This is a genomic window from Paenibacillus mendelii, from assembly GCF_024498075.1.
Classification (GTDB): Bacteria; Bacillota; Bacilli; order Paenibacillales; family Paenibacillaceae; genus Paenibacillus_Z; species Paenibacillus_Z mendelii.
In genome coordinates this window covers 405565-426277 of sequence record NZ_JANHOF010000005.1, presented here as the reverse complement: position 1 = coordinate 426277, position 20713 = coordinate 405565, and the positions used below count along the sequence as shown (strand labels likewise).

20 protein-coding genes and 1 other annotated feature are annotated in these 20713 nt (G+C 51.6%); of the genes, 2 read left to right on the top strand and 18 right to left on the bottom strand.

Going from position 1 to position 20713, the window contains the following annotated elements; all coding sequences use genetic code 11:
* Together NNL21_RS19305 and rplU are read right to left on the bottom strand one after the other, a co-directional pair.
* On the bottom strand, positions 1–336 hold the full coding sequence (locus tag NNL21_RS19305; protein ID WP_204818835.1) for a ribosomal-processing cysteine protease Prp: 336 nt from the start codon (positions 334–336) through the stop codon (positions 1–3).
* A 10-nt stretch (positions 337–346) separates the two neighbouring features.
* On the bottom strand, positions 347–658 hold the full coding sequence (rplU, locus tag NNL21_RS19300; RefSeq protein WP_204818834.1) for a 50S ribosomal protein L21: 312 nt from the start codon (positions 656–658) through the stop codon (positions 347–349).
* A gap of 328 nt (positions 659–986) precedes the next feature.
* On the opposite strand from rplU, the gene NNL21_RS19295 reads away from it, so the two are divergent.
* Together NNL21_RS19295 and NNL21_RS19290 are read left to right on the top strand one after the other, a co-directional pair.
* On the top strand, positions 987–1151 hold the full coding sequence (locus NNL21_RS19295) for a hypothetical protein (RefSeq protein ID WP_204818833.1): 165 nt from the start codon (positions 987–989) through the stop codon (positions 1149–1151).
* A gap of 30 nt (positions 1152–1181) precedes the next feature.
* Positions 1182–2549 (top strand): arsenic transporter, encoded by a 1368-nt coding sequence (locus tag NNL21_RS19290; RefSeq protein ID WP_204818832.1) that lies wholly within the window; start codon positions 1182–1184, stop codon positions 2547–2549.
* 217 nt (positions 2550–2766) lie between these two features.
* Here the strand turns inward: NNL21_RS19290 and NNL21_RS19285 are convergent, their stop codons facing one another.
* From NNL21_RS19285 to NNL21_RS19210, 16 genes are all read right to left on the bottom strand, one after another.
* Positions 2767–4011, bottom strand: a complete 1245-nt coding sequence (locus NNL21_RS19285) for an Rne/Rng family ribonuclease (RefSeq protein WP_204818831.1) — start codon at positions 4009–4011, stop codon at positions 2767–2769.
* A gap of 48 nt (positions 4012–4059) precedes the next feature.
* Entirely contained in the window at positions 4060–4944 is an 885-nt protein-coding gene (locus NNL21_RS19280; protein WP_204818830.1) for a site-2 protease family protein, read from the bottom strand.
* Positions 4937–5884 (bottom strand): M23 family metallopeptidase, encoded by a 948-nt coding sequence (locus NNL21_RS19275; RefSeq protein WP_204818829.1) that lies wholly within the window; start codon positions 5882–5884, stop codon positions 4937–4939. The genes NNL21_RS19280 and NNL21_RS19275 overlap by 8 nt, the downstream gene beginning before the upstream one ends.
* A gap of 181 nt (positions 5885–6065) precedes the next feature.
* Complete coding sequence (locus NNL21_RS19270) at positions 6066–7238, bottom strand: FtsW/RodA/SpoVE family cell cycle protein (protein WP_204818828.1); 1173 nt, start codon at positions 7236–7238, stop codon at positions 6066–6068.
* Between the two features lie 7 nt (positions 7239–7245).
* Positions 7246–8037, bottom strand: a complete 792-nt coding sequence (gene minD / locus NNL21_RS19265; RefSeq protein ID WP_204818827.1) for a septum site-determining protein MinD — start codon at positions 8035–8037, stop codon at positions 7246–7248.
* A 56-nt stretch (positions 8038–8093) separates the two neighbouring features.
* Positions 8094–8753 carry a septum site-determining protein MinC gene (gene minC / locus NNL21_RS19260; protein WP_204818826.1) on the bottom strand — a complete coding sequence of 220 codons (660 nt, stop codon included), beginning with the start codon at positions 8751–8753 and terminating at the stop codon, positions 8094–8096.
* Between the two features lie 63 nt (positions 8754–8816).
* The gene (gene mreD / locus NNL21_RS19255; RefSeq protein ID WP_204818825.1) at positions 8817–9341 is read right to left on the bottom strand and encodes a rod shape-determining protein MreD; all 525 of its coding nucleotides are present in this window, start codon (positions 9339–9341) and stop codon (positions 8817–8819) included.
* On the bottom strand, positions 9338–10186 hold the full coding sequence (mreC, locus tag NNL21_RS19250; RefSeq protein ID WP_309145340.1) for a rod shape-determining protein MreC: 849 nt from the start codon (positions 10184–10186) through the stop codon (positions 9338–9340). Before mreC ends, mreD begins: the two co-directional genes overlap by 4 nt.
* A gap of 82 nt (positions 10187–10268) precedes the next feature.
* Positions 10269–11300 (bottom strand): rod shape-determining protein, encoded by a 1032-nt coding sequence (locus NNL21_RS19245; protein WP_204819104.1) that lies wholly within the window; start codon positions 11298–11300, stop codon positions 10269–10271.
* 44 nt (positions 11301–11344) lie between these two features.
* Positions 11345–12034: a RadC family protein gene (gene radC / locus NNL21_RS19240; protein WP_204818824.1), complete on the bottom strand. Its 690-nt coding sequence runs from the start codon at positions 12032–12034 to the stop codon at positions 11345–11347.
* A 36-nt stretch (positions 12035–12070) separates the two neighbouring features.
* Complete coding sequence (locus NNL21_RS19235; RefSeq protein ID WP_204818823.1) at positions 12071–12700, bottom strand: Maf family protein; 630 nt, start codon at positions 12698–12700, stop codon at positions 12071–12073.
* Between the two features lie 45 nt (positions 12701–12745).
* Positions 12746–12988 (bottom strand): DUF4321 domain-containing protein, encoded by a 243-nt coding sequence (locus tag NNL21_RS19230; RefSeq protein ID WP_204818822.1) that lies wholly within the window; start codon positions 12986–12988, stop codon positions 12746–12748.
* Positions 12989–13048: 60 nt separating this feature from the next.
* The gene (locus NNL21_RS19225; RefSeq protein ID WP_204818821.1) at positions 13049–14494 is read right to left on the bottom strand and encodes an SPOR domain-containing protein; all 1446 of its coding nucleotides are present in this window, start codon (positions 14492–14494) and stop codon (positions 13049–13051) included.
* Positions 14495–14768: 274 nt separating this feature from the next.
* Positions 14769–16169, bottom strand: a complete 1401-nt coding sequence (gene murC / locus NNL21_RS19220; protein WP_204818820.1) for a UDP-N-acetylmuramate--L-alanine ligase — start codon at positions 16167–16169, stop codon at positions 14769–14771.
* 7 nt (positions 16170–16176) lie between these two features.
* Positions 16177–17553: a bifunctional folylpolyglutamate synthase/dihydrofolate synthase gene (locus NNL21_RS19215; RefSeq protein WP_204818819.1), complete on the bottom strand. Its 1377-nt coding sequence runs from the start codon at positions 17551–17553 to the stop codon at positions 16177–16179.
* A 51-nt stretch (positions 17554–17604) separates the two neighbouring features.
* The gene (locus NNL21_RS19210; protein WP_204818818.1) at positions 17605–20268 is read right to left on the bottom strand and encodes a valine--tRNA ligase; all 2664 of its coding nucleotides are present in this window, start codon (positions 20266–20268) and stop codon (positions 17605–17607) included.
* A gap of 112 nt (positions 20269–20380) precedes the next feature.
* Positions 20381–20625 (bottom strand) — a binding site (T-box leader).
* Between the last annotated feature and the right edge of the window lie 88 nt (positions 20626–20713).

Sequence of the window (20713 nt, the reverse complement as noted above, 5' to 3'; positions counted from 1 at the left end):
TCACCGATATTGTTCCCTAACTTCGACGTACTTCCCATAGGATTCGGCAATCGTGCTGAGCATGACAATCATAGATTCTATCAGCAATTGAACCTTCTCGTTAACCGAGTCGTTCTCCTGCGCGGGAATATCGGATTGCAGCCAACCGTTCTTCATGGAAGCCGGAAGCTCGAGACCCGTTAATTGCTCGATGGCGTTAACTGTTCCTACCGTAACGGCTGAAACACCAGCACACACGATATCCTTACCGGGCTTGGCGAACTTGGCATGGCCTTCAACGGCGAATGCTGCGATTCGCTTGTCATCCGTGTAACGTTCGATCGTAACGATAATCATGGCATTGTCCTTACGCTTGGATCTTGCCGATTGTTACTTTCGTGTACGGTTGACGATGGCCTTGCTTGCGGCGGTAGTTCTTTTTCGCCTTATATTTGTAGACGATAATTTTTTGACCTTTGCCGTGTTTCTCGACTTTAGCCGAAACGGTTGCGCCGGAAACGATCGGAGTGCCGGTTACGAGACCGTCACCTTTAGAAACAGCTAGTACGCGATCAAACGTAACGCTGTCGCCTTCCGTTACTTCCAATTTCTCGATGTACAAGACATCGCCTTCTTGGACTTTGTATTGCTTTCCACCGGTTTCAATGATTGCGAACATGGGTTGCACCTCCTTATTGTCGAAGACTCGCCTGATGCAGGTGTTGAACGACTGAGCCATTCAAGCTTCTTGACCTGTTCTGTGCGGTATTGAGCATGTGAAGAAGATAGCTCTTCCACACGCACCATAACATTCTACCACACGGGCACGCCCAAGAGCAATAACCTGCTCAAAAAAGTTTCTTCTGGGGATGAAATGTTCATTCATTCCGCTCATTTCGCCGCCATTCGTCCATTCCAACTCTATTGGCAGGACATAGATTAACAGTATCAATAGCTACTAAGGACATTTGGTAGTTTCAGATAATTGTCATAGGAGGCGAATAACCATGTTTGTTTTACTTGTTATCGCGATTGCGGGCTCTGTCCTCTATGCCCTGTTGAAACCCGCTGTTTCTGAGACGGAAGCATCTCCACAGCTCGAGAGCTTCCATGAAGCCGATGCACCTGTTCATCAATCCGAGCTGCCGCAGCACACACGCATTCATCTGTAATGATCCGGATCTGAAAGGGGTGAGATGACTATGTATGGGCCCGTCACCACTACGCTAACCATCTTCGCGTTTGCTATGACGGTACTGCTAATCCTATGGCGACCTAAAGACATGAATGAAGCGATACCTTCGACGATCGGAGCTGCGCTTGTCCTTGCCAGCGGGAGCGTTTCCCTATCCGATTTCGGTCAGATTAGCTCCACTGTAAGCGGCGCGGCTATCACGATTATGTCAACCATTGTGATGGCGGTCGTCCTGGAAAGCTTCGGCTTCTTCGTTTGGGCGGCGGAAGGATTAGCGGCCAGAGCAAAGGGCTCCGGTATCCGCCTTTTTTGGTATGTCAATCTCATTTGTTTTTTAATGACACTCTTCTTCAATAATGACGGAAGCATTCTGATTACTACGCCGATTCTCCTCATCCTGCTGCAGAACTTCCGGCTCAAGCATCATCAGAAAATTCCGTATTTACTCTCGGGGGCCCTTGTTGCAACGGCATCGAGCGCACCGATCGGCGTCAGTAATATCGTGAATCTCATCGCCATGAAAATCGTTCATATGGATTTGTACATGCATACCCTGATGATGTTCGTACCTTCGTCGCTCGGTTTGCTGTTTCTCGTTTTGTTACTGTTCCTGTGCAGCTACCGGATCCTTCCGAAGAAATTACCGCCCATCGCTGGCAGCATGTGGTTGTCTAGTGACGCCCGAAAGCATCCCCTGCAGACCCAGCCGAAATCCCCGCATATACCTATGGATGCCAAGCAGAAGACCCGGTTTATGCAAAAAATATTAGTGTTCGTGTTCCTGGTGCGAGCCGGCTTATTCATCGCTTCTTATTTTCACGTGCCCATTGAACTCGTATCTGTGATCGGGTCCTTCCTGCTCCTCGGCTGGCGGTGGTATTACCTGAAAATGGCACCGCTGGATATGCTGAAGAAGACACCCTGGCATATTCTTATCTTCGCCTTCGGCATGTATGTCATCATCTACGGGATGCATAACATCGGGTTCACGAATTGGCTCGTCGCTTTGTTCCATCCCCTTGTCAGCGGCAGTCTGCTGAACGCCAGCCTAATTATGGGCGGCATCCAGAGCCTCATGTCCACACTGTTCAACAATCATCCAGCGCTCATGATCGGCACATTGACCCTGACTGAAATGAATTTGGACCCCTTATCGCTGAAAATCGCCTATTTGGCCAATGTCATCGGGAGTGATATCGGCTCCTTGCTGCTTCCGATCGGAACGTTGGCGTCCCTAATATGGATGCACATTTTACGAAAAAACAAAGTGAAGATCCATTGGAAGGATTACACACGCGTGACGATTATCGTCATACCTCCGACAGTCGTCTTTACATTATTCGTTCTCTACTACTGGGTCAACTGGATTTATTGAAACGCGGGGAACAAAGGGGGCTGCTCGCAACGATCCAAGCTCCCAACCATGATACCGGCAGGAGCACAAACGTACACGAGGCTGCTTAGGATCCTTGTACAATTCCAGTAATGCCAAGCCGCGCCATGGCGGTATCCATGGTTGTATCCTTGCTTGTTGGAGGTCAATCCGATCGATCAGATTCCAGGGATGGAGATCTTGGCCTCTTGCCAATTTATCATTTGCCGAGGGATTGAATCTTTCCCCGGCCTTTACAGCTCATGCATGTTTCGTAAGGTTGGTTCATCGCATGATTGCGGGCCTTCTTGCGCGTCAGTTCAAGTAAGCCTAACCGGGTCCAGCCGACGACCTGGCACTTGGTCCGATCCAGCCGGACAAGCGCTTCAAGCCGATGCAGAATCTGTTCGCGGTGCTGCTCCAGCTCCATGTCGATGAAATCAACGATAATAATACCGCCTACATCCCGGAGCCTGAGCAGTCTGGCAATTTGTTCGGCTGCTTCCATGTTCGTGCGGAATACTGTATCTTCAAGATCACTTGTCCCAACGAATTTTCCTGTGTTGACATCGATGACCGTCAAGGCTTCTGTCGTATCCCATACCAGGTCACCTCCGCAATCGAGCCTTGTTCGACGATCGAAGGCCTCGTTTAATTGAACGTTGATCCGATAGCGGGCAAACATCGCTTCGCGCTGCTCGTAATGCTTCAGCCGCTTCAGCATCGAAGGGGCCATCTGACGAATGAGCGTTTCCGTTTCCATAAACCGATTGCGGTCATCGATCCATACCTCGTCGGTTTCGGCGGTCAGGAAGTCTCTAACGATTCGGTGGGCAAGGCCGGCTTCACGATGCAGCTCTGCCGGAGCGGTCATTCGCCGGGCGCGTTCCTCGATGCCTGACCACAACCCCCGCAAGAAATCCACATCCCCTTGAAGGGACTGGACACTCTCGCCTTCCGCCGCCGTTCTCAAGATGACGCCTTCGCCCTCCTGCCGGATGGAATCGCCAACAAAACGCAACCGGCCGCGCTCTTGCTCACCGTTCACCTTCTTGGATACACCGACATAATCCGCCTCGGGCATGTACACCAAGTAACGTCCAGGCAGGGAATAGTGCGTCGTAACTCTTGCACCTTTACCGCCAAGCGGTTCCTTCACCACCTGAACGATCAGCTCCTGCCCCGGCTGCAGCAGCTCCGTTATCAACGGTTTTTCCTTCGGCTGCCGCTCCAGATGCGGATGCAGCACGTCGTCAATATAGAGGAATGCATTCTTGATCAATCCGATATCGACAAAAGCGGCCTGCATGCCAGGCAGCACGTTAATAACCTTCCCTTTGTACAAGCTGCCGACCAATTGCCCCGCAGCCTCGGTTTTCTCCATATCAAATTCCACGAGACGACCTTCTTGTATAATCGCCGTTTGCAGCATATCGCTTTGACTATGTACCAACATTTGTTTCATCGCAAATTCGACCACCTATCCCAGCCTAGTCTGCTGTTCAGGTCTATTTTACATGAAAAGGTCGCAAACTGCACGGTCTGGCTTCCCATCTTCTAAAAATCCGTTAACGAGCTGCTGCTCTGGAAGGATGCCAAGTATGCGCCCCCGCTCTTCCATGACAACGATAAGGTGATAACGATCCCGCTTAAAAAGCCTTAGTGCCGCTGTCACGGTATGCCGCTGCGACACCACGATCGGCTGTGCCCAAACACCTCTAATAATGTGACGGGTCGAGGCCGTTCCGCGGCTCGTCAAGAATCTCAGAAACAGAAACGGGATATGACGATTGTAGGTCCAATTCGTCATAAACAGAAAGATCCCGACGGCAAGCAGATTTAACTGTATCCCTCTGCCGCCTCCTTGAAACAAAGGCGAGAAGGCGTATAAGACCATCCCCGCACTCAGCAGCAGGCTAATGCGAGCCCCCCACGTCAGCATTTGGTGATAGGTAAGCGAGCGACTTAAGACAACCTGTAGCAGCTTACCGCCATCGAGGGGCAGGATGGGGAGCAGGTTGAATAAGCCGATCATGATATTCGCTTGAAGAACATATGCCGCCCATTCGCTGTCCCACCAGCCTAATTGCCCCATCCCCCATGCAGCTGCCCCCATCCATACGTTCTGCAGCGGACCCGCTAAGACCACGACTGCCTCTTCCTTGGCAGGCAAGCCTCCCGTATCCTCCACCTCAGCAACGCCGCCGAAGGGCAGCAGCTTCACCTCGCGGATCGTCCATCCATAGCCGCGGGCGACGATTACATGACCAAGCTCGTGAACAAGGACGATGCCAAATAGGGTGATCAGCTCTGCAAAATAGCCCGTCACGATGGAAGCGATCATGACGAGCACAAAGAGAGGATGGATGGACCATACGATGCCGCGAAACTTAATCAATCGGGAAGACGTCAGCGGGATTGACGTACCGGCCTTTCTCCTTCACCGCAAAGAACAACAAGCTGTTCTCTCCATCTGCCGCGGCTTTGAGCTTCCCGATCGGCCGGCCTGCTTCCACCCAATCGTTCAAGGCAACCTGCGTTTCCTCCAGCATGCCATAAACCGTTACCCGCTGATTCGCATGCTGGATCACAACCGTCTTCCCGGTCTTCTCATCTTCGCTTACAAGCAGCACGCGCCCGGTTTCCGAAGCCAATACATCTTCATTGGCATTACCGGCGATATCGACGCCGCTAAGTGTCTCCGCAAACGACCTGACGATCGTACCTTGCTTCAGCGGAGCAAACGTCGGGAGCTCGATATCGCCCTCGGCTAACTCAGCTTGCTTGGTATTAGAACCGTCAAATATCGGAATAAACGAAGGTGCCCCTGCAAACACCGAACGGTACCATTCCGCGGCTGATTGGAAGTCCAGTGTGTCGGTGAGCGCGGCTGTCACGATTTGCTGTCCCTTCTTAGCAATCGGATGGTCCAATTTATACATAGCGAATACGATGACGAAGAGAATACCCGCAATAATCGTTTGAATGAATAGACCGCGTATGAAAGTACCTCCGCCAGGACCGCCGCTTTTGACCGAAGCTCTCTCGCCTTTAGGAGCTAGCTTGGTAGTCATATTCCACCCGGCGTTCTCCCACGGGCTGGTACGTTCCTTCCAATCCCGCTCAGGATCACGTTCTGCCAATCGGTCAACCGGTACACTGCCAGGAGAATATTCGCTATCTCTGGATGACTTTACTTCTTGCAGCGGAATCGGAAGCTTCTGATTGCGATCTTCTTTTGCCGTTGAACTCGGCGGCTTTGCAAGGTTCTGCTGTTCCTCCATGATACGGCGTATCCGCTCTTGACGGCGATGCCGAACCCCGCTTTTCGTATCCATGTTCATCCCCTCCATACAATCGGCATGCCTGTCCTCAAGTCCTAGCGGCACCTGTGTGTTATACGTGCTTATACATACAGACAAGCAGCAGCTTGTTCGATTTATGTATATGTGAGAGGAAACCTAATTATGTTGTACTTGCCGAATCGTCCTTGTTCTGGTCCAATAAAAAAAAGCCGTCTCAGCGGGCGGTCCGCTGAACGGCTACATGTTCGATCTCATATTTCTCCTGATGTGCCTTAACGCTGAACACCAGGCCGATACAGAGCATGTTAAGAAGCAAGGATGTACCGCCATAGCTGATAAAGGGCAGTGTAATACCGGTAATCGGCATAAGTCCGATCATCATCCCGATATTTTGGAAAATTTGGAACACGTACATCGATACGATGCCAATGATGATAAATGAGCCTCGTATATCATAGCAGTGGAAGGAAATGATGATCATCCGATATATGAGCAGAAAATAAAGCAGCAGCACGACCGCAGCGCCTTGGAAGCCGAACTCTTCGCCGATAACGACGAATATGGCATCCGAATACGGATAGGGAATGAATTTTCGGTTCTTGGAATCCCCCTGCATATAACCATCGCCTGTTAAACCACCTGAGCCGATAGCAATTTTAGCTTTATTCGCCTGATAAACTTCCTTGTCAGAGGCTTCGTTCGGGTTAATGAAGCCGTTGATCCTCTCATACCAGTGGACCTTATTCTTGCTGTCCAAGTAATCATGGATCTCTTGGCTGTATTGATTAAATAGAAAGACAGACACCATGAGTCCGCCGACAACGATGACCAGTCCTATGAGTACATGGGTGTACTTGACATTGCCGATCCACAGCATTCCTAGCACGATCACCAGATAGATGATCGCATTCCCAAGATCCGGTTGAATCATGACGAGCGCGAACGGAATGAAGGAGAAGGCGGCCACGACGAGTAAGTCATGCCGGATGCGAAGCGGATCCCCTTGGCGCCGCCCCATCAAGAAAGCGATCGTAATAATGAGGATGATCTTCTCCATCTCGGCCGGCTGAAACTGCAGTCCGCCGGGAAGCTCAAACCATGCGCGGGCGCCGTTGATCTCCTCAGCGGTCAGATAAACCACGATAAGCAGGACGATACCGATTCCGTACAGGACGTACCAGCCTTTTAACAAAACCCGGTAATCCAGAAGCGTCATCATAATGGCGAGAACAAAGCCCGCTCCGTAGAAAATAAGTGTCTTCGTATCATAATTCGCATAACCAGGATTGCCGAAAGTCGCGCTTCGAACAAGCAAGGTGCTTATAACCATTAGGACGAGGAGAATAAGAATGATACCCCAGTCGATTTTCTTCAGTTTACCTAACACGATTAAATCATCCTATCCCAAGAAACTTTCGGAACCGTTTCAGAACGCCCGATTTTTCCTCCAATGGCATAAGCGGAACCATGTCGCCAAGCATGCGCCGAGCGATGTTCCGGTAAGCAATGGCTGCGCGTGACGTCGGATCCATGACGGTTGGTTCACCCGAATTGGCCGCTTTGATCACTTTCTCATCATCGGGTACAATGCCGAGCAAATCAATCGCCAATACTTGGCAGATCTCGTCAATATCGAGCATCTCACCCGATTTCACCATGCTGGCACGAATACGGTTAATAATCAAACGGGCAGGTACACTGGCTTGCTCGAGCAGACCGATCACCCGATCGGCATCTCTGACTGCAGCATTCTCAGGCGTCGTAACGATGATAGCCCTGTCCGCGCCCGCAACCGCATTGCGGAATCCTTGCTCGATGCCCGCGGGACAATCGATAACGACATATTCGAACTCTTTCTTGAGCTCCAATATGATATCCCGCACTTGTTCCGGAGAAACGTCCTGCTTATCTTTGGTTTGCGCAGCGGGAAGCATATACAGCTCATCGAACCGCTTATCCTTCACAAGCGCTTGATTAAGCCGGCAGCGCCCTTCCGCAACGTCAATCAAATCGTAAATAATCCGATTCTCAAGACCCATCACGACATCCAGATTACGTAATCCGATATCCGTATCCACCATGCATACTTTTTTGCCGAGCAGAGCCAACGCCGTACCTAAGTTGGCTGATGTCGTCGTTTTCCCTACTCCGCCCTTACCCGATGTTACTACAATCGCCTCACCCATGACAGACACTCCCCACTGCTAATTCGATCCGGCCCTGTCACCGATCGTCTATACGATTATGCTTTAAATAGAATCGGTTGTTTTCGTAAACGGTTCAGCTGCGTCATCTTGTCGATCTTCATGACGCCTTCGTTCAAGTAAGCGAACTCCATTGAGGCATCCCCGGTTATCCACTCGTCAGGCGGCCGGCTGATGACATCTGCGATACGAAGCTGCGTAGGCCGCAGCAGTGAAGCCGCAATGACGACGTCCGTACGTCCGTCTTTCCCCGCATGCGCCAGCCCGCGAAGAGCCCCCAATACGTAGATATCGCCTGTACAGAGCAAGGATCCGCCCGGATTCAAGTCTCCCATGAGCAGCAGGTTTCCTTCATGCTCCACGGTCTGGCCTGAACGGACGATGCCGGTCAGCAGTTTAATATTGTTGCCTGGTTCATCCTCCGGAATCGCAGGGGCCTCGCTCTCGATCGACTGTACGAGCAGATTGCCCTGCGCCCGTATAATCGTTCGAAGCTGCTCCAGCTCCTCCTCGGAGAGATGGCGGGAACCCAGCTTGACTTGAACGTGAACGATCGGACCCGTCAGCAGCTGCTGATGCGACTTTTCCAATTTGTACTGCAGTTCTTCAAGCAACACGGAAAAATCGCAGGCATCGTCAAGTAGAAACACGAGACCTTCTTTGACGCCTTTAATCGTAATATGCTGCTTCTCGGTCACGCTCGTCCCTCCCCTATACGTATACGATTCTTTCCGATACGTGCCGATTCCTGCTTATCCGCTCTATTCTTCTTCTTCTTCACCTTTCTTTTTCGCCGTGCCCTCGAACCATCGCCGAGCCGGTACGTAGATGACAAGCACAAAGCCAAGCTGTAAGAAGAGACTCGGAATTATATGATCCATAAGTGCCCATTCATAAGTCTGATGCGTCAGGCGGAACACTCTATAAACAAAATAGACGACCGTTTCGTACACAAGCGTAGATAGTAAAATCATTGTAAGAGCCATCAACAGCGTACTTCTTTTGCGTTCCAAAAGAAGTCCTGTCATGTAACCAACCAATCCCATCGAGAACGAATGCACGCCGATGATGTTTCCATAATAGACAATATCCTGAAGGAGTCCGAAGGACAAGCCTAGCAGCACAGCCGTATGGCGCCCGCGGTACAACGAAGCGAACAGCACGAAAGCCAGCGTGAAATGAGGAACGACACGAGATACGAGGTTTCCCGGCAGCAGCCAATAGAAGATCGTGCCTTCTATGAAGAAGATGAGCAGCATAATGGGAATAATCCGCTGCATACTCATTCCGCGGTCTCCTCCATGCTCGGTACCTCGACGACGAACACTTCCGTCAAGTGATCGAAATCAGCCGCCGGTTTAATCGTGGCCGTACGGGTCAGACCGATGTCGCCAACCTGTACATTCTCAACCGTACCGATAATCATTCCTTGTGGGAATACATTGCCCTGGCCCGATGTAATAATGACATCATTCTTGGTCAAGGGGTCATTCTCTGCAATTCTGGACATTGACAGCTTCCCGGTTTCGGCATCGAAATTGTCCACCATTCCGAATGATAAGCTTTCCTTACCGAGTACCGTAGCGGCATACTGCTTCGAATCCGGCGATTTGTCATCCAGCTCTGTCAGCGGCATAACGTTAGACGAGAATGGCGTGACTCGGCTAATGTGCCCGACTAGGCCATCCCTTGTGACGACAACCATGTTCGGTTGGATCCCGTCCTTGGAACCGAGATTGATACGGATGGTCTGATTGTACGGATCGTTGCTCACCGCAATCACCTGAGCAATCAAGTAGCGGTAATCATTCAGACCTTTTTGCCTTTCAGTAAAGTTTAGATCTTCTTTCAACCTTTTATTTTGTTGCTCGGAAATATTGTATTTGTTCTTATCTCGCGCATAAGCCGCAGCCATCTTGCGGAGCTCCTCGTTCTCTTTATAGATGCCGCGCAGGTTGGTCAAATCTTCAAACAAGCCCGCTATGTATCCAGCGGGCTTGTAGAACCATTGCTGCACGACTCCAGAAGCATCGAGTACAAAGTTTTCCGGCCAGGTCAGCTTCTTCCTGTCCCCGATCGAGAAACCCATAACTGCCACAAACAAGACTACGATTATCATCAGCACGAACATCCGTCTGTTTCGCATCCAATTAAACACGTATCTTCACCCGCCCATTCCAATCATCCGTCCGTCCTATTTCCCCATCCGGAGATTAGCGCTTGGAACGGGAAACCGGGCCTCCCCGTGTTTTGAACAAATCGATATTATCAAGCGCACGTCCGGTTCCGATTGCTACGCAATCGAGCGGATTCTCCGCTACGATGACCGGCATGCCGGTTTCACGGGCCAGCAGCTTGTCCAGATTGCGGAGCAGCGCCCCTCCGCCCGTCAGCACGATGCCGCGGTCCATAATATCGGCCGACAGCTCCGGCGGACATTTCTCCAGCGTAACCTTCACAGCATCAACGATCGAGTTCACCGTGTCGGTAAGAGCTTCGTTAATTTCATCGGAAGTAATCGTGAGTGTCTTAGGCAAGCCTGTGACGAGGTCGCGGCCGCGGATTTCGGTAGTTTCCGTCTCTTCCAGCGCAAGCGCCGTACCGATCTCCATCTTCAATTGCTCCGCCGTTCTCTCACCGATCATCAAGTTATACATGCGCTTGATATATTGCGTGACCGCTTCGTCCATCTCATCGCCAGCAATGCGGATCGAACGGCTTGTAACGATACCGCCCAGAGAGATGACGGCAACTTCCGTCGTGCCTCCGCCAATATCAACTACCATGCTGCCTGTCGGTTCCCATACCGGCAGATCCGCTCCGATTGCCGCTGCGAACGGCTCTTCGATCGTGAAGGCTTCCTTCGCGCCGGCTTGCTCTGTCGCATCCTTCACGGCACGCTGCTCAACGGCTGTAATCCCCGACGGCACACATACCATTACATTGGGATGGCGCGGAAATAAGCTGCGGCTCTTTTGGGCTTGTCTTATAAAATATCTAATCATCGTCGTCGTTGTTTCAAAATCGGCGATGACGCCGTCCTTCATTGGACGAACGGCACGAATGTTGCCAGGCGTACGGCCAATCATCTTCTTCGCCGATTCGCCTACCGCTTCGATTGTTTTTGTATCGGTACGCAGAGCAACCACAGACGGTTCTCTGACGACAATGCCTTTGCCTCTCAAGTAAACAAGCGTATTCGCCGTTCCGAGGTCAATTCCCAAATCCTTAGAGCCACCAAACATATTCATTCTTCCTTTCCTTTTGAAAGACAATCCTATTTATTATATTACATCAGACCCTGCTCCTTCAAACTGATAAAACGGTTGTCACCGATTACCAGATGATCAAGCACGTCGATGCCGACAAGCTCGCCCGCTTCCTGCAAACGCTTAGTCATCGCAATGTCTTCCGGGCTAGGAGTTGGATCTCCGCTCGGATGATTATGTAAGCAAATGATCGAAGCGCTGCTGCACTTGATGGCGGCGCGAAATACTTCGCGAGGGTGAACGAGCGATGCATTTAAGGTTCCGACGGACAATGTTTCTTTAGCAATGACCTGATTCTTGGTATTCAGAAAGAGGCAGACGAAGTGTTCTTTCTTGAAGTAACGAAGCTCCTCCATCATGAGCTCTGCGGCGTCGGCTGGCTTGCGGATCGCAGGCATTTCCCCTTGACGGCTCTTAGCTAGCCGGCGTCCGAGCTCGATACCCGCTCGAAGCTGTACGGCCTTTACGGGGCCGACGCCTCGGATCGCGGTCAGTTCCTCAATACTCATATCGACCAATCCAAGCAGGCTGCCGCTTTCCTTCAAAATTCGGGAAGCAAGCAGCACAGCCGACTCGCTCTTCGTTCCCGTTCTTAATAATATAGCAAGCAATTCCGCATGACTTAACGCCTCAGCCCCAACAGTCATCAAGCGCTCTCTAGGTCGTTCTTCGTTAGGGACATCCCGCAGCACGTATTGGTGCGCTTCCATGTCCTTCCCCGCCTTATCGCCAGTGTGGTGGATCCTCTAAAACACCTCGACGCCGTAAGCTGACAGCATCTCCGCTAGCAGAGATATCGGCAGTCCGACGACGTTGAAGTAGCATCCCTCGATCGAGTCGACGATGACTGCGCCCAGCCCTTGAATGGCGTAGCTTCCCGCTTTATCCATCGGTTCACCGGTGGCCACATAGCGCTCGATTCGATCCGTATCCAATGCCTTCATCTTCACGCGTGTCATGCGGTGTCTGACAAGCTCCTTGCCATCGCCGGTTCCGATGCATGCGACGCCGGTATAAACCTGATGCTCCCGCCCTTGCAAGCGGCTAAGCATCTGCACGGCATCCGCCGCATCCTTTGGTTTGCCCATTACTTCTCCGCCTTGCACAACGATCGTATCCGCACCTACAACGACCGAGTTTAGCACTAGGTCACCCTGAAGTGATTCGATAGCAGCTCTCGCTTTGCGAAGTGCAAGCTGCTCGACAATATAAGCTGGCGCCCAATCCGCAGGCGTCGTCTCGTCCGCATCTGTCGACAAAATGAGAACCGGCAGGGAGAGGTCGAGCGATGCGACCAGTTCCCGCCGGCGCGGAGAAGATGAAGCCAGAACAAGCTGGCGAATGTGTAATGAATGAGTTGAGAGGGAAATATCCATCCTTGTAAGCACTCCTTGAGGCAGGGGATATCGATATAGATTTCCCTACATTTTACGATACAACCATATTGCGATGATTAGTCCAATAACACTCAGCAGGCTGACCTCGATTCGAATGGTGAGATCGTAGCTGAGTACAAGCAGATCGGCTGCTGGCGACCAGACGACTGGTGAAGTTTTCGTTAGAAAGGAAAGTCCGGGAACTGGCTGCAGCCACCGTGATACCAGTGCCCCAGCCAACATGCCAATGAGGATGAATAGCAGCAATATCCAAAAGTTTTTCTTCATCTTCCAACGTCCCTCGCCATATTTTGACACCCTCTTCATTATACGCGCGATAGAAACGCTTTACAATCCATCGATCGATGTAAACCATGTCTTCTCGATAAAGATGGCCTCCATGAGCGACGATTGAATCGACCATAAGTGGGCTTCCGAGGCTTTATTCTCATATTCACTTGCCGCAACGGCTGCATTATTAAGCGCTTGGCCAAGCTTGCGGAATGCCTCTATTCCCGCTTGATCCTTAATTCCCGCTTCCATGCCCGCCCGTTCACGCGTCCATTTCTGATGGGCTTCTTTCCAATCTCCCGCTTCTTGCTTCTGCTCTCCGAGATTCGCGGACGTGAACGTACTCAGAGCATGTATGAGCTCTCTTGTCTGATTCAGAAAAGTTTGTGCCGCAGACGCTTCACCGGCGAAAGGAAACTTGGCAAGTGCCGGAACTTCGATCAGCTTCATGTAGACCTCTCGATCGGCGAGCAGCTGACTGAGCATAAGGGCATTGCTTTGGTCGGCAGCCATTCCAATGTAAACTCTAAAGTCTTCTCCCGTCGTTAAGGAAGCCGCCGCAAGACCTTTCTCTTTCAGCTCAGCAATGGCGTTATCCATGCCCTCTTTATTGCTGAAGACACCGTATTGAAGCATATAATAGTCAGATTGCGGGACTTGGATGGCGACACTATTGACTGCTGCTCCGGAATTCGATGTAGGGTTTGCGCTGTCGTCTGCCCCGCTTGCTTGCGGTTTATCAGTCTTGCCCCCTGCAGTGGCGTTCCCGCTGCCGGCATTTCCGTTTCCTTTGCCACCCGGCTCGACGATCGCGCTGCTGCCTGCCGGCTCTGTCAGCACATTGGATTCCCCGGGTGAACCGCCGCCGGTGAACAAAGTTAGTACAAGATAACCGAAGACTGCCCCAGTTGCGACTGCTCCCGTAACCGATGCGAATACTTTATACCACGAAGGCCCCCGGGAGGTACGATAGGAAGGCTCCCTGTGGAATTCTGCAGGTCCTTTAGCCGGTTGCCTTGGGTCTAGCTCAGGATCAATGACTGGGCCTTCGCTAACCAGATCTTTCGTCGTTACTCCCCGATATAAGTCCGTACCCGGCCCATATCCATCAAATGCATCGCCCAGCGGAATCGAATTCAAGTCCTCTGCTTTCTCTTCCTCCAGGGGCAGCCCATTTGGAGTATTTGGCCCAAACTTATACGTAATTGACGTAGTTTCGGTTTTATTCAGGCCGCTTCCGCGCGGCTCATCCTGACGGTGATTATTTGCGGCAGAGGCTTCTGTCTTCTCGCGTTCTGTATCTCGAATGAGCTGTTCGAGCGCATGGGCATCGTCCTGAAAAGGGCTGTTCCATGTTCCGATTTCCGATGTGAATTTCAACTCCTCTTGGAAGAAAGGCACTACATTCGATTTGACAGGGGGGGCTGAGGGCTCCGGCTTCCGTTCCATGCGCGATCCATTGTTCTTGTCGAAGCGATACGTAATGCGAGCTTTAGAATTCATGTCACTCTCTCCTTGTCCACATTCTACTTTTAGTAGATTATGAACGAAATGAGAGAATTAGAACCTGAATTGCCTGCTCGCGAACCGCCGCGATTATGTGTCACTTATTAAGACGACAGTCAGGCAGCCTTTGCTTTAAAAACTTACTAGAAAGATCGAGAAAGCTCAATGAACAAGATTTACCTATTCTGTTCACCGGATCAAACCAGCTCGGCCTGCAGAAAAACAATAACCGGCTCTCCCGCCGTTGTATGGCGATCGAACCGGTTATTTGTTATGAACCGTATTGAACTCGCAAAGTTTTAGCCAGACCATCGGCCGCTTTCCAAATGTCGCCGGCCCCCATCGTAATGACAAGATCTCCTGGTGCCACGCGTTCCGCAAGATTATGCTGCACTTCTTCTTTGGTCGGAATGTATGTCGTGTTCGCATTGCTATTATTAATGATCATCTCGACTAGCTTCTTGGAATGGACGCCCTCGATCTGCTGTTCGCCGGCAGGAGAGTAAATGTCGGTAATAATGACCTCGTCCGCTTCCGTAAACGCCCGGCTGAATTGTTCCAGAAGGAAATAGGTGCGCGTATAGCGCTGCGGCTGGAAAATCGCGATAATACGTTTCCCTGTCGCCTTAGCAGCACTGATCGTCGCTTGAATTTCAGTCGGGTGATGCGCGTAATCGTCGATGACGAGTATATCATTCACTTCTCCGAGCACCTGGAACCGCCGTTTGGCGCCGCGGAACTCGACAATCGCCGCCGCGATCGCTTCGAATGAAACACCCGCTTCCAGACATGTAATGACCGTGGCCATTGCATTATAAACATTGTGGCGGCCCGGTACCGATAAATCGATCCGACCGAGCACAACTCCATGATGTGCCATATCGAACGAGACCTTCCGGTCGCCCAGCACGATATTTCGTGCGGTGTAGGCCGCTTCCCGGTCGATCGCATACGTAACGAGCGCCCCGCTGCCCAGCGGCTCAGTTTCGAGCTGGGGCAGTAATTCCCGAATCGTTTCGTCATCTGCGCAGACGATTGCATTGCCGCCTGGCTTAACTTGACTCAAAAACTGCAGATAAGCGGCTTTCAATTTCGCAAAATCGCCATCGTAGTTTTCGAGATGATCCGGTTCGATGTTGGTTACAATCGCAACGCTAGGATGATACTGCAGGAAAGAACCGTCGCTCTCATCCGCTTCCGCAACTACATATTCGCCTTTACCCGCCTTCGCATTAGTGCCGACGTTCACAATTTCACCGCCGATGATATAGGTCGGATCGAGCTTACAAGTTTCCATGACCAATGCAATCATGGAGGACGTCGTTGTCTTACCGTGAGCGCCGGCTACAGCTACGCCTTTACCGTTGTTCATCAGCCTGGCCAACATTTGCGCCCGATGCAGAATTGGAATATTAAGCTCTTCCGCAGCCTTCCGCTCTACGTTATCGCGTGATAACGCCGTCGAATAGACAACAAGATCCGCACCTTTGACATTCTCTGGTTCATGGCCGATATAAATGCGTGCACCTTTAGCCGCCAACTTCTCTGCAAGCTCCTGAAGCACAACGTCAGAGCCCGATACTTTATAGCCCATTTCCAGCATTACTCGCGCGATGGCGCTCATGCCGTAACCGCCGATACCGATGAAATGAACGTGTTCTGCCGTATTCAAAGACGGTTCACCATCCTTTTTCAGATTCCGTATTATAGAGCAACTTGGAGCGGACGTCGGCAATCAAATAGAGCGTTCCGGTTACGACCGCCAAATCGGCTTCGCCGGAAAGCGTCTGCAGCTGCTGAAGCGCCTGCTTCCAATTCGGTTCTACGATGAGCTCGAAGGAACGGCCGCTCTGCTCTCGCATAGAATGCACGAGTTCCGCTAGTTCTCCTGCGGGCATCGCCTTACGAAAATCAGGCTCGGTCACAACTAGCGTATCCACTAGAGGTAGTATATGCCGTAATGTGTCATGATGATTCTTATTTGCCAGCATACCCATCATGAGATGAAGACGCTCGTACCGGTATGTATCCCTTAGCGCAGCCGCAAGCGTCTCTGCTCCTTCCGGATTATGGGCACCGTCAAGAAGAAGACGCGGTGACTGCTTGACCATCTCCAGCCGTCCTGGCCATGTCGCATTGCGCAACCCTTGCAGTAGATTCTCCTCATCGACGATTAAGGCATAATATTGACGCAGCACTTCCAGCGCCATCACAGCTACAGCGGCATTCATGCGCTGATGCGCACCGTTCATCGTGATAGCTAGCGGCTCGATTGAGCGGAACGGTCCGTCGAACCGGAATGATTGCTCATCCTCGCGCAGCATCAGAGGCGTCTCCGTGAACTGCTCTCCCAATAGATACAACGCGCTGTTATTCGCCTTTGCGGTGTCAATGATGACTTGAGCCGCTTCTGGCTGGGTGACAGCGCTTATAACAGGCACGCCGGATTTAATAATACCGGCCTTCTCCCGCGCCACTTCTTCGATCGTATTGCCGAGAATGTCCATATGGTCGTGACCGACATTCGTAATGATCGAGACGACCGGCGTCACGATATTCGTCACGTCAAGCCTGCCGCCAAGACCGGTCTCCCAGACGACGTAGTCGGGGTAAGACTCACTGCCATAATACAATATGGCCAGTGCAGTGGATACCTCGAACATGGACGGCGAACCAAGCTCCGTTGCTGCGATGGCGTCAACATGAGGCTTCAAGCGGTTCGTTAACCGAAGAAGCGTTTCTTCCGGTATATCCGTTCCATTATATTGAAATCGGTTTGTGAACTTCGTTAAGTACGGGGACGTATAGGTCCCTACATCATAACCGCATTGCAGCAGCACGCTAGTCAAGTAAGAGCAAACGGAGCCTTTGCCGTTCGTTCCGGCAACATGAATAAACTTTAACCGGCGCTGCGGATTTCCAAAGGCCTCCATAAGCTGGTTAATTCGTTCCATGCCCGGGCGAATACCGAACGGCACAAGCCCTTCAATCCAAGCTCTTGCATCCTGATACGTCGCAAACGATTGCGCGGCAGCCTTCTCCAACTGATCCGTCATGGCTCTCTCTTCCTTCTTCCTGCTATCTTCATTTACTAGCCGAGCTTCGCATTATGCGCGAAGCTCCGCCAATCTTGCTTGTACTTTATCGCGTTTGTCCGCATAATCAGCCATCTTCGCCCGTTCCTCTTCAATGACCTTCTCCGGTGCTTTCGCAACGAATCCGGCATTCGCGAGTTTCTTCTCCACGCGCTCCACTTCGGCAGTCAAGTGGCTGATTTCTTTCTCAAGACGGACGATTTCCTGCGTAATATCAATCAATCCCGCAAGCGGCAAATACAGCTCCGCACCCGTTACGACAGCAGTCATCGCCTTGTCCGGAGCCGATAGCTCCAGGCTGATTACTAGCTTAGAGGTACCGCAGAAACGGCTGACAAACTCCTCGTTGCGGCTGAGAATTGCCGCTGCAGCTTCACTGGAAGGCTTGATGAGCAATTCGACTTTCTTACTCATCGGAACGTTCACTTCCGCGCGAATATTGCGTACAGCGCGAATCAGATCCATCAACAGCTCCATCTCTGCTACAGCATCCGGTGCTTCGAGAGCCTCATCATACACCGGCCAGGCGGCCAGAGTAATCGTCTCGCCCTCGTGCGGCAAGTGCTGCCAGATCTCTTCGCTTATAAACGGCATGAACGGATGGATCAGCCGCTGTGTACGGTCCAATACATACGCCAAGACCGATTGTGTCGCGCGTTTAGCCTCGGCATCCTCGCCATACAGGTTAAGCTTCGCGAATTCAATATACCAATCGCAAAGATCGTCCCAAATAAAGTTGGTCAGCGATCTGCCTGTCTCGCCGAATTCATAACTATCGATCAGACGGGTAACCTCACGCGATGTTTCACCCAGCCGGTGCAGAATCCAACGGTCCGCTGTGCCCAGCTTGCCTGTAATATCAATATCAGCCGCTGTAACGCCCTCTAGATTCATCAGCGCAAATCGGGAAGCATTCCATATCTTGTTGGCGAAATTGCGCGCCTGCTCCACACGTTCCCAACGGAAGCGCAAATCCTGTCCTGCCGTGCTGCTCGTGGACAGCATGAAGCGCATCGCATCGGCACCGTATTTCTCAATTACTTCGAGCGGGTCGACGCCGTTGCCCTTTGATTTGGACATCTTCTGTCCATTCTCGTCGCGAACAAGACCGTGCATGAGCACATCCTTGAACGGAATCTGGTCCGTGAATTCAAGCGCCGTGAAGATCATCCGTGCAACCCAGAAATATATAATATCGTAACCGGTCACAAGCACATCGGTCGGATAGAATCGTTTGAGATCATTCGTTTCGTCCGGCCAGCCGAGCGTGGAGAACGGCCACAGCGCGGAGCTGAACCAGGTATCCAGCACATCCTCGTCTTGACGGAGCGAAGTGCTTCCGCATTTGTCGCAAGAGGTCAGATCCTCACGAGCAACATGCATGGCGCCACAGCCGTCGCAATACCAAGCCGGAATGCGATGGCCCCACCATAATTGACGGGAAATGCACCAGTCGCGAACATTCTCGATCCAGTTCAGATAGATCTTTTCGAATCGGTCCGGTACAAATTGTACGCCACCGCCCGCGCGCTGTGCTTCGATCGCTCTTTCCGCCAGCGGTTTCATGGACACGAACCACTGTGTCGACAAGTACGGCTCAACCACGGCACCGCTGCGCTCGCTATGACCCACTTGATGGACGTGATCCTCGATACGGATGCACACGCCCTGCTCCTGTAGATCCGCTACGATCGCTTTGCGGCATTCCGCCCGGTCAAGTCCTTTATACGGTCCAGCCTCGTCATTCATGATTCCGCTCTCGTCCATTACGACGATTTGCGGAAGCGCGTGACGGGCCCCCACCTCGAAATCGTTCGGATCATGTGCTGGCGTAATTTTCACCGCACCAGAGCCGAACTCCTTCTCCACGTACTCGTCTGCAATAACCGGTATTTCCCGTCCAATGATCGGCAGGATCAGCGACTTACCGATCAAATGCTTATAGCGCTCGTCTTCCGGATGAACAGCTACGGCGGTATCGCCAAGCATCGTCTCCGGACGCGTCGTCGCAACCGTCAAATAACCGCTGCCGTCTTTGAGCGGATACTGCAAATGATAGAGATGGCCGTTCACTTCTTTATATTCAACCTCGATATCCGACAGCGCTGTGCGGGCAGCCGGATCCCAGTTAATAATCTTCTTGCCGCGATAGATCAAGCCCTTATCATAGAGCTTAACGAACACTTCGCGAACAGCCTGGGAAAGACCCTCGTCGAGCGTAAAGCGTTCGCGTGAATAGTCGAGCGAGAAGCCCATCTTCGCCCACTGATCATGAATCGTGTTCGCATAGAGATCCTTCCACTCCCATACTTTCTCCAGAAATTTCTCTCGGCCGAGATCGTAACGGGAAAGACCTTCTTCACGCAGCTTCTGTTCAACCTTGGTTTGCGTTGCGATGCCTGCATGATCGCTGCCAGGCAGCCATAAGGTGTCAAAGCCCTGCATACGCTTTGCTCGGATCATAATATCCTGCAGCGTAAAATCGAGCGCATGCCCGATATGCAGCATGCCCGTTACGTTCGGCGGCGGAATTACAATCGTAAACGTCTCCGCATCCGGTCTTTTGCCGGCTTCAAAAAAGTTTCCTTTCATCCAATATTCGTACCACTTCGCTTCCGACGCCTTCGGATCGTAAGTCGTCGGCATGGCAGTGGTCGTCGTTTGATTATCAGACATGGCTTCCTACCTCCAATGAATGTCGCAAACCGGTTGTTGACGCTTATGAACGCCTCTCCGGATGTCGTTTAATTATCGTGTATGGCAAAAAAATAAACCCTTCGCCCTTGTTGCAAAGGACGAAAGGTTAAGCTTCCGCGGTACCACCTTTGTTTCGCACGGCGCTGTACTTAGCTCATGCGACACCTCAAGCAGATAACGGCTGCGGACCGGCGGGAACTAACGAGGATAAGAAGTCTCGATTCATTCCGGCAACTCCGGGGCGACCTGTCGCAGTTTCATCCTGCAGAACCTCGCAGCCTATCGGTTCCGCTCTCTGAAGGCATCACTGCCACTCTTCCCCTTCAACGTCTTTAGAAGAAAGTATTACCGTATCTTAACTATCATACACGTAATTATTTATTATAGTCAACCCAAATAGGCTTAAAAGACAGCCTCTAATCGC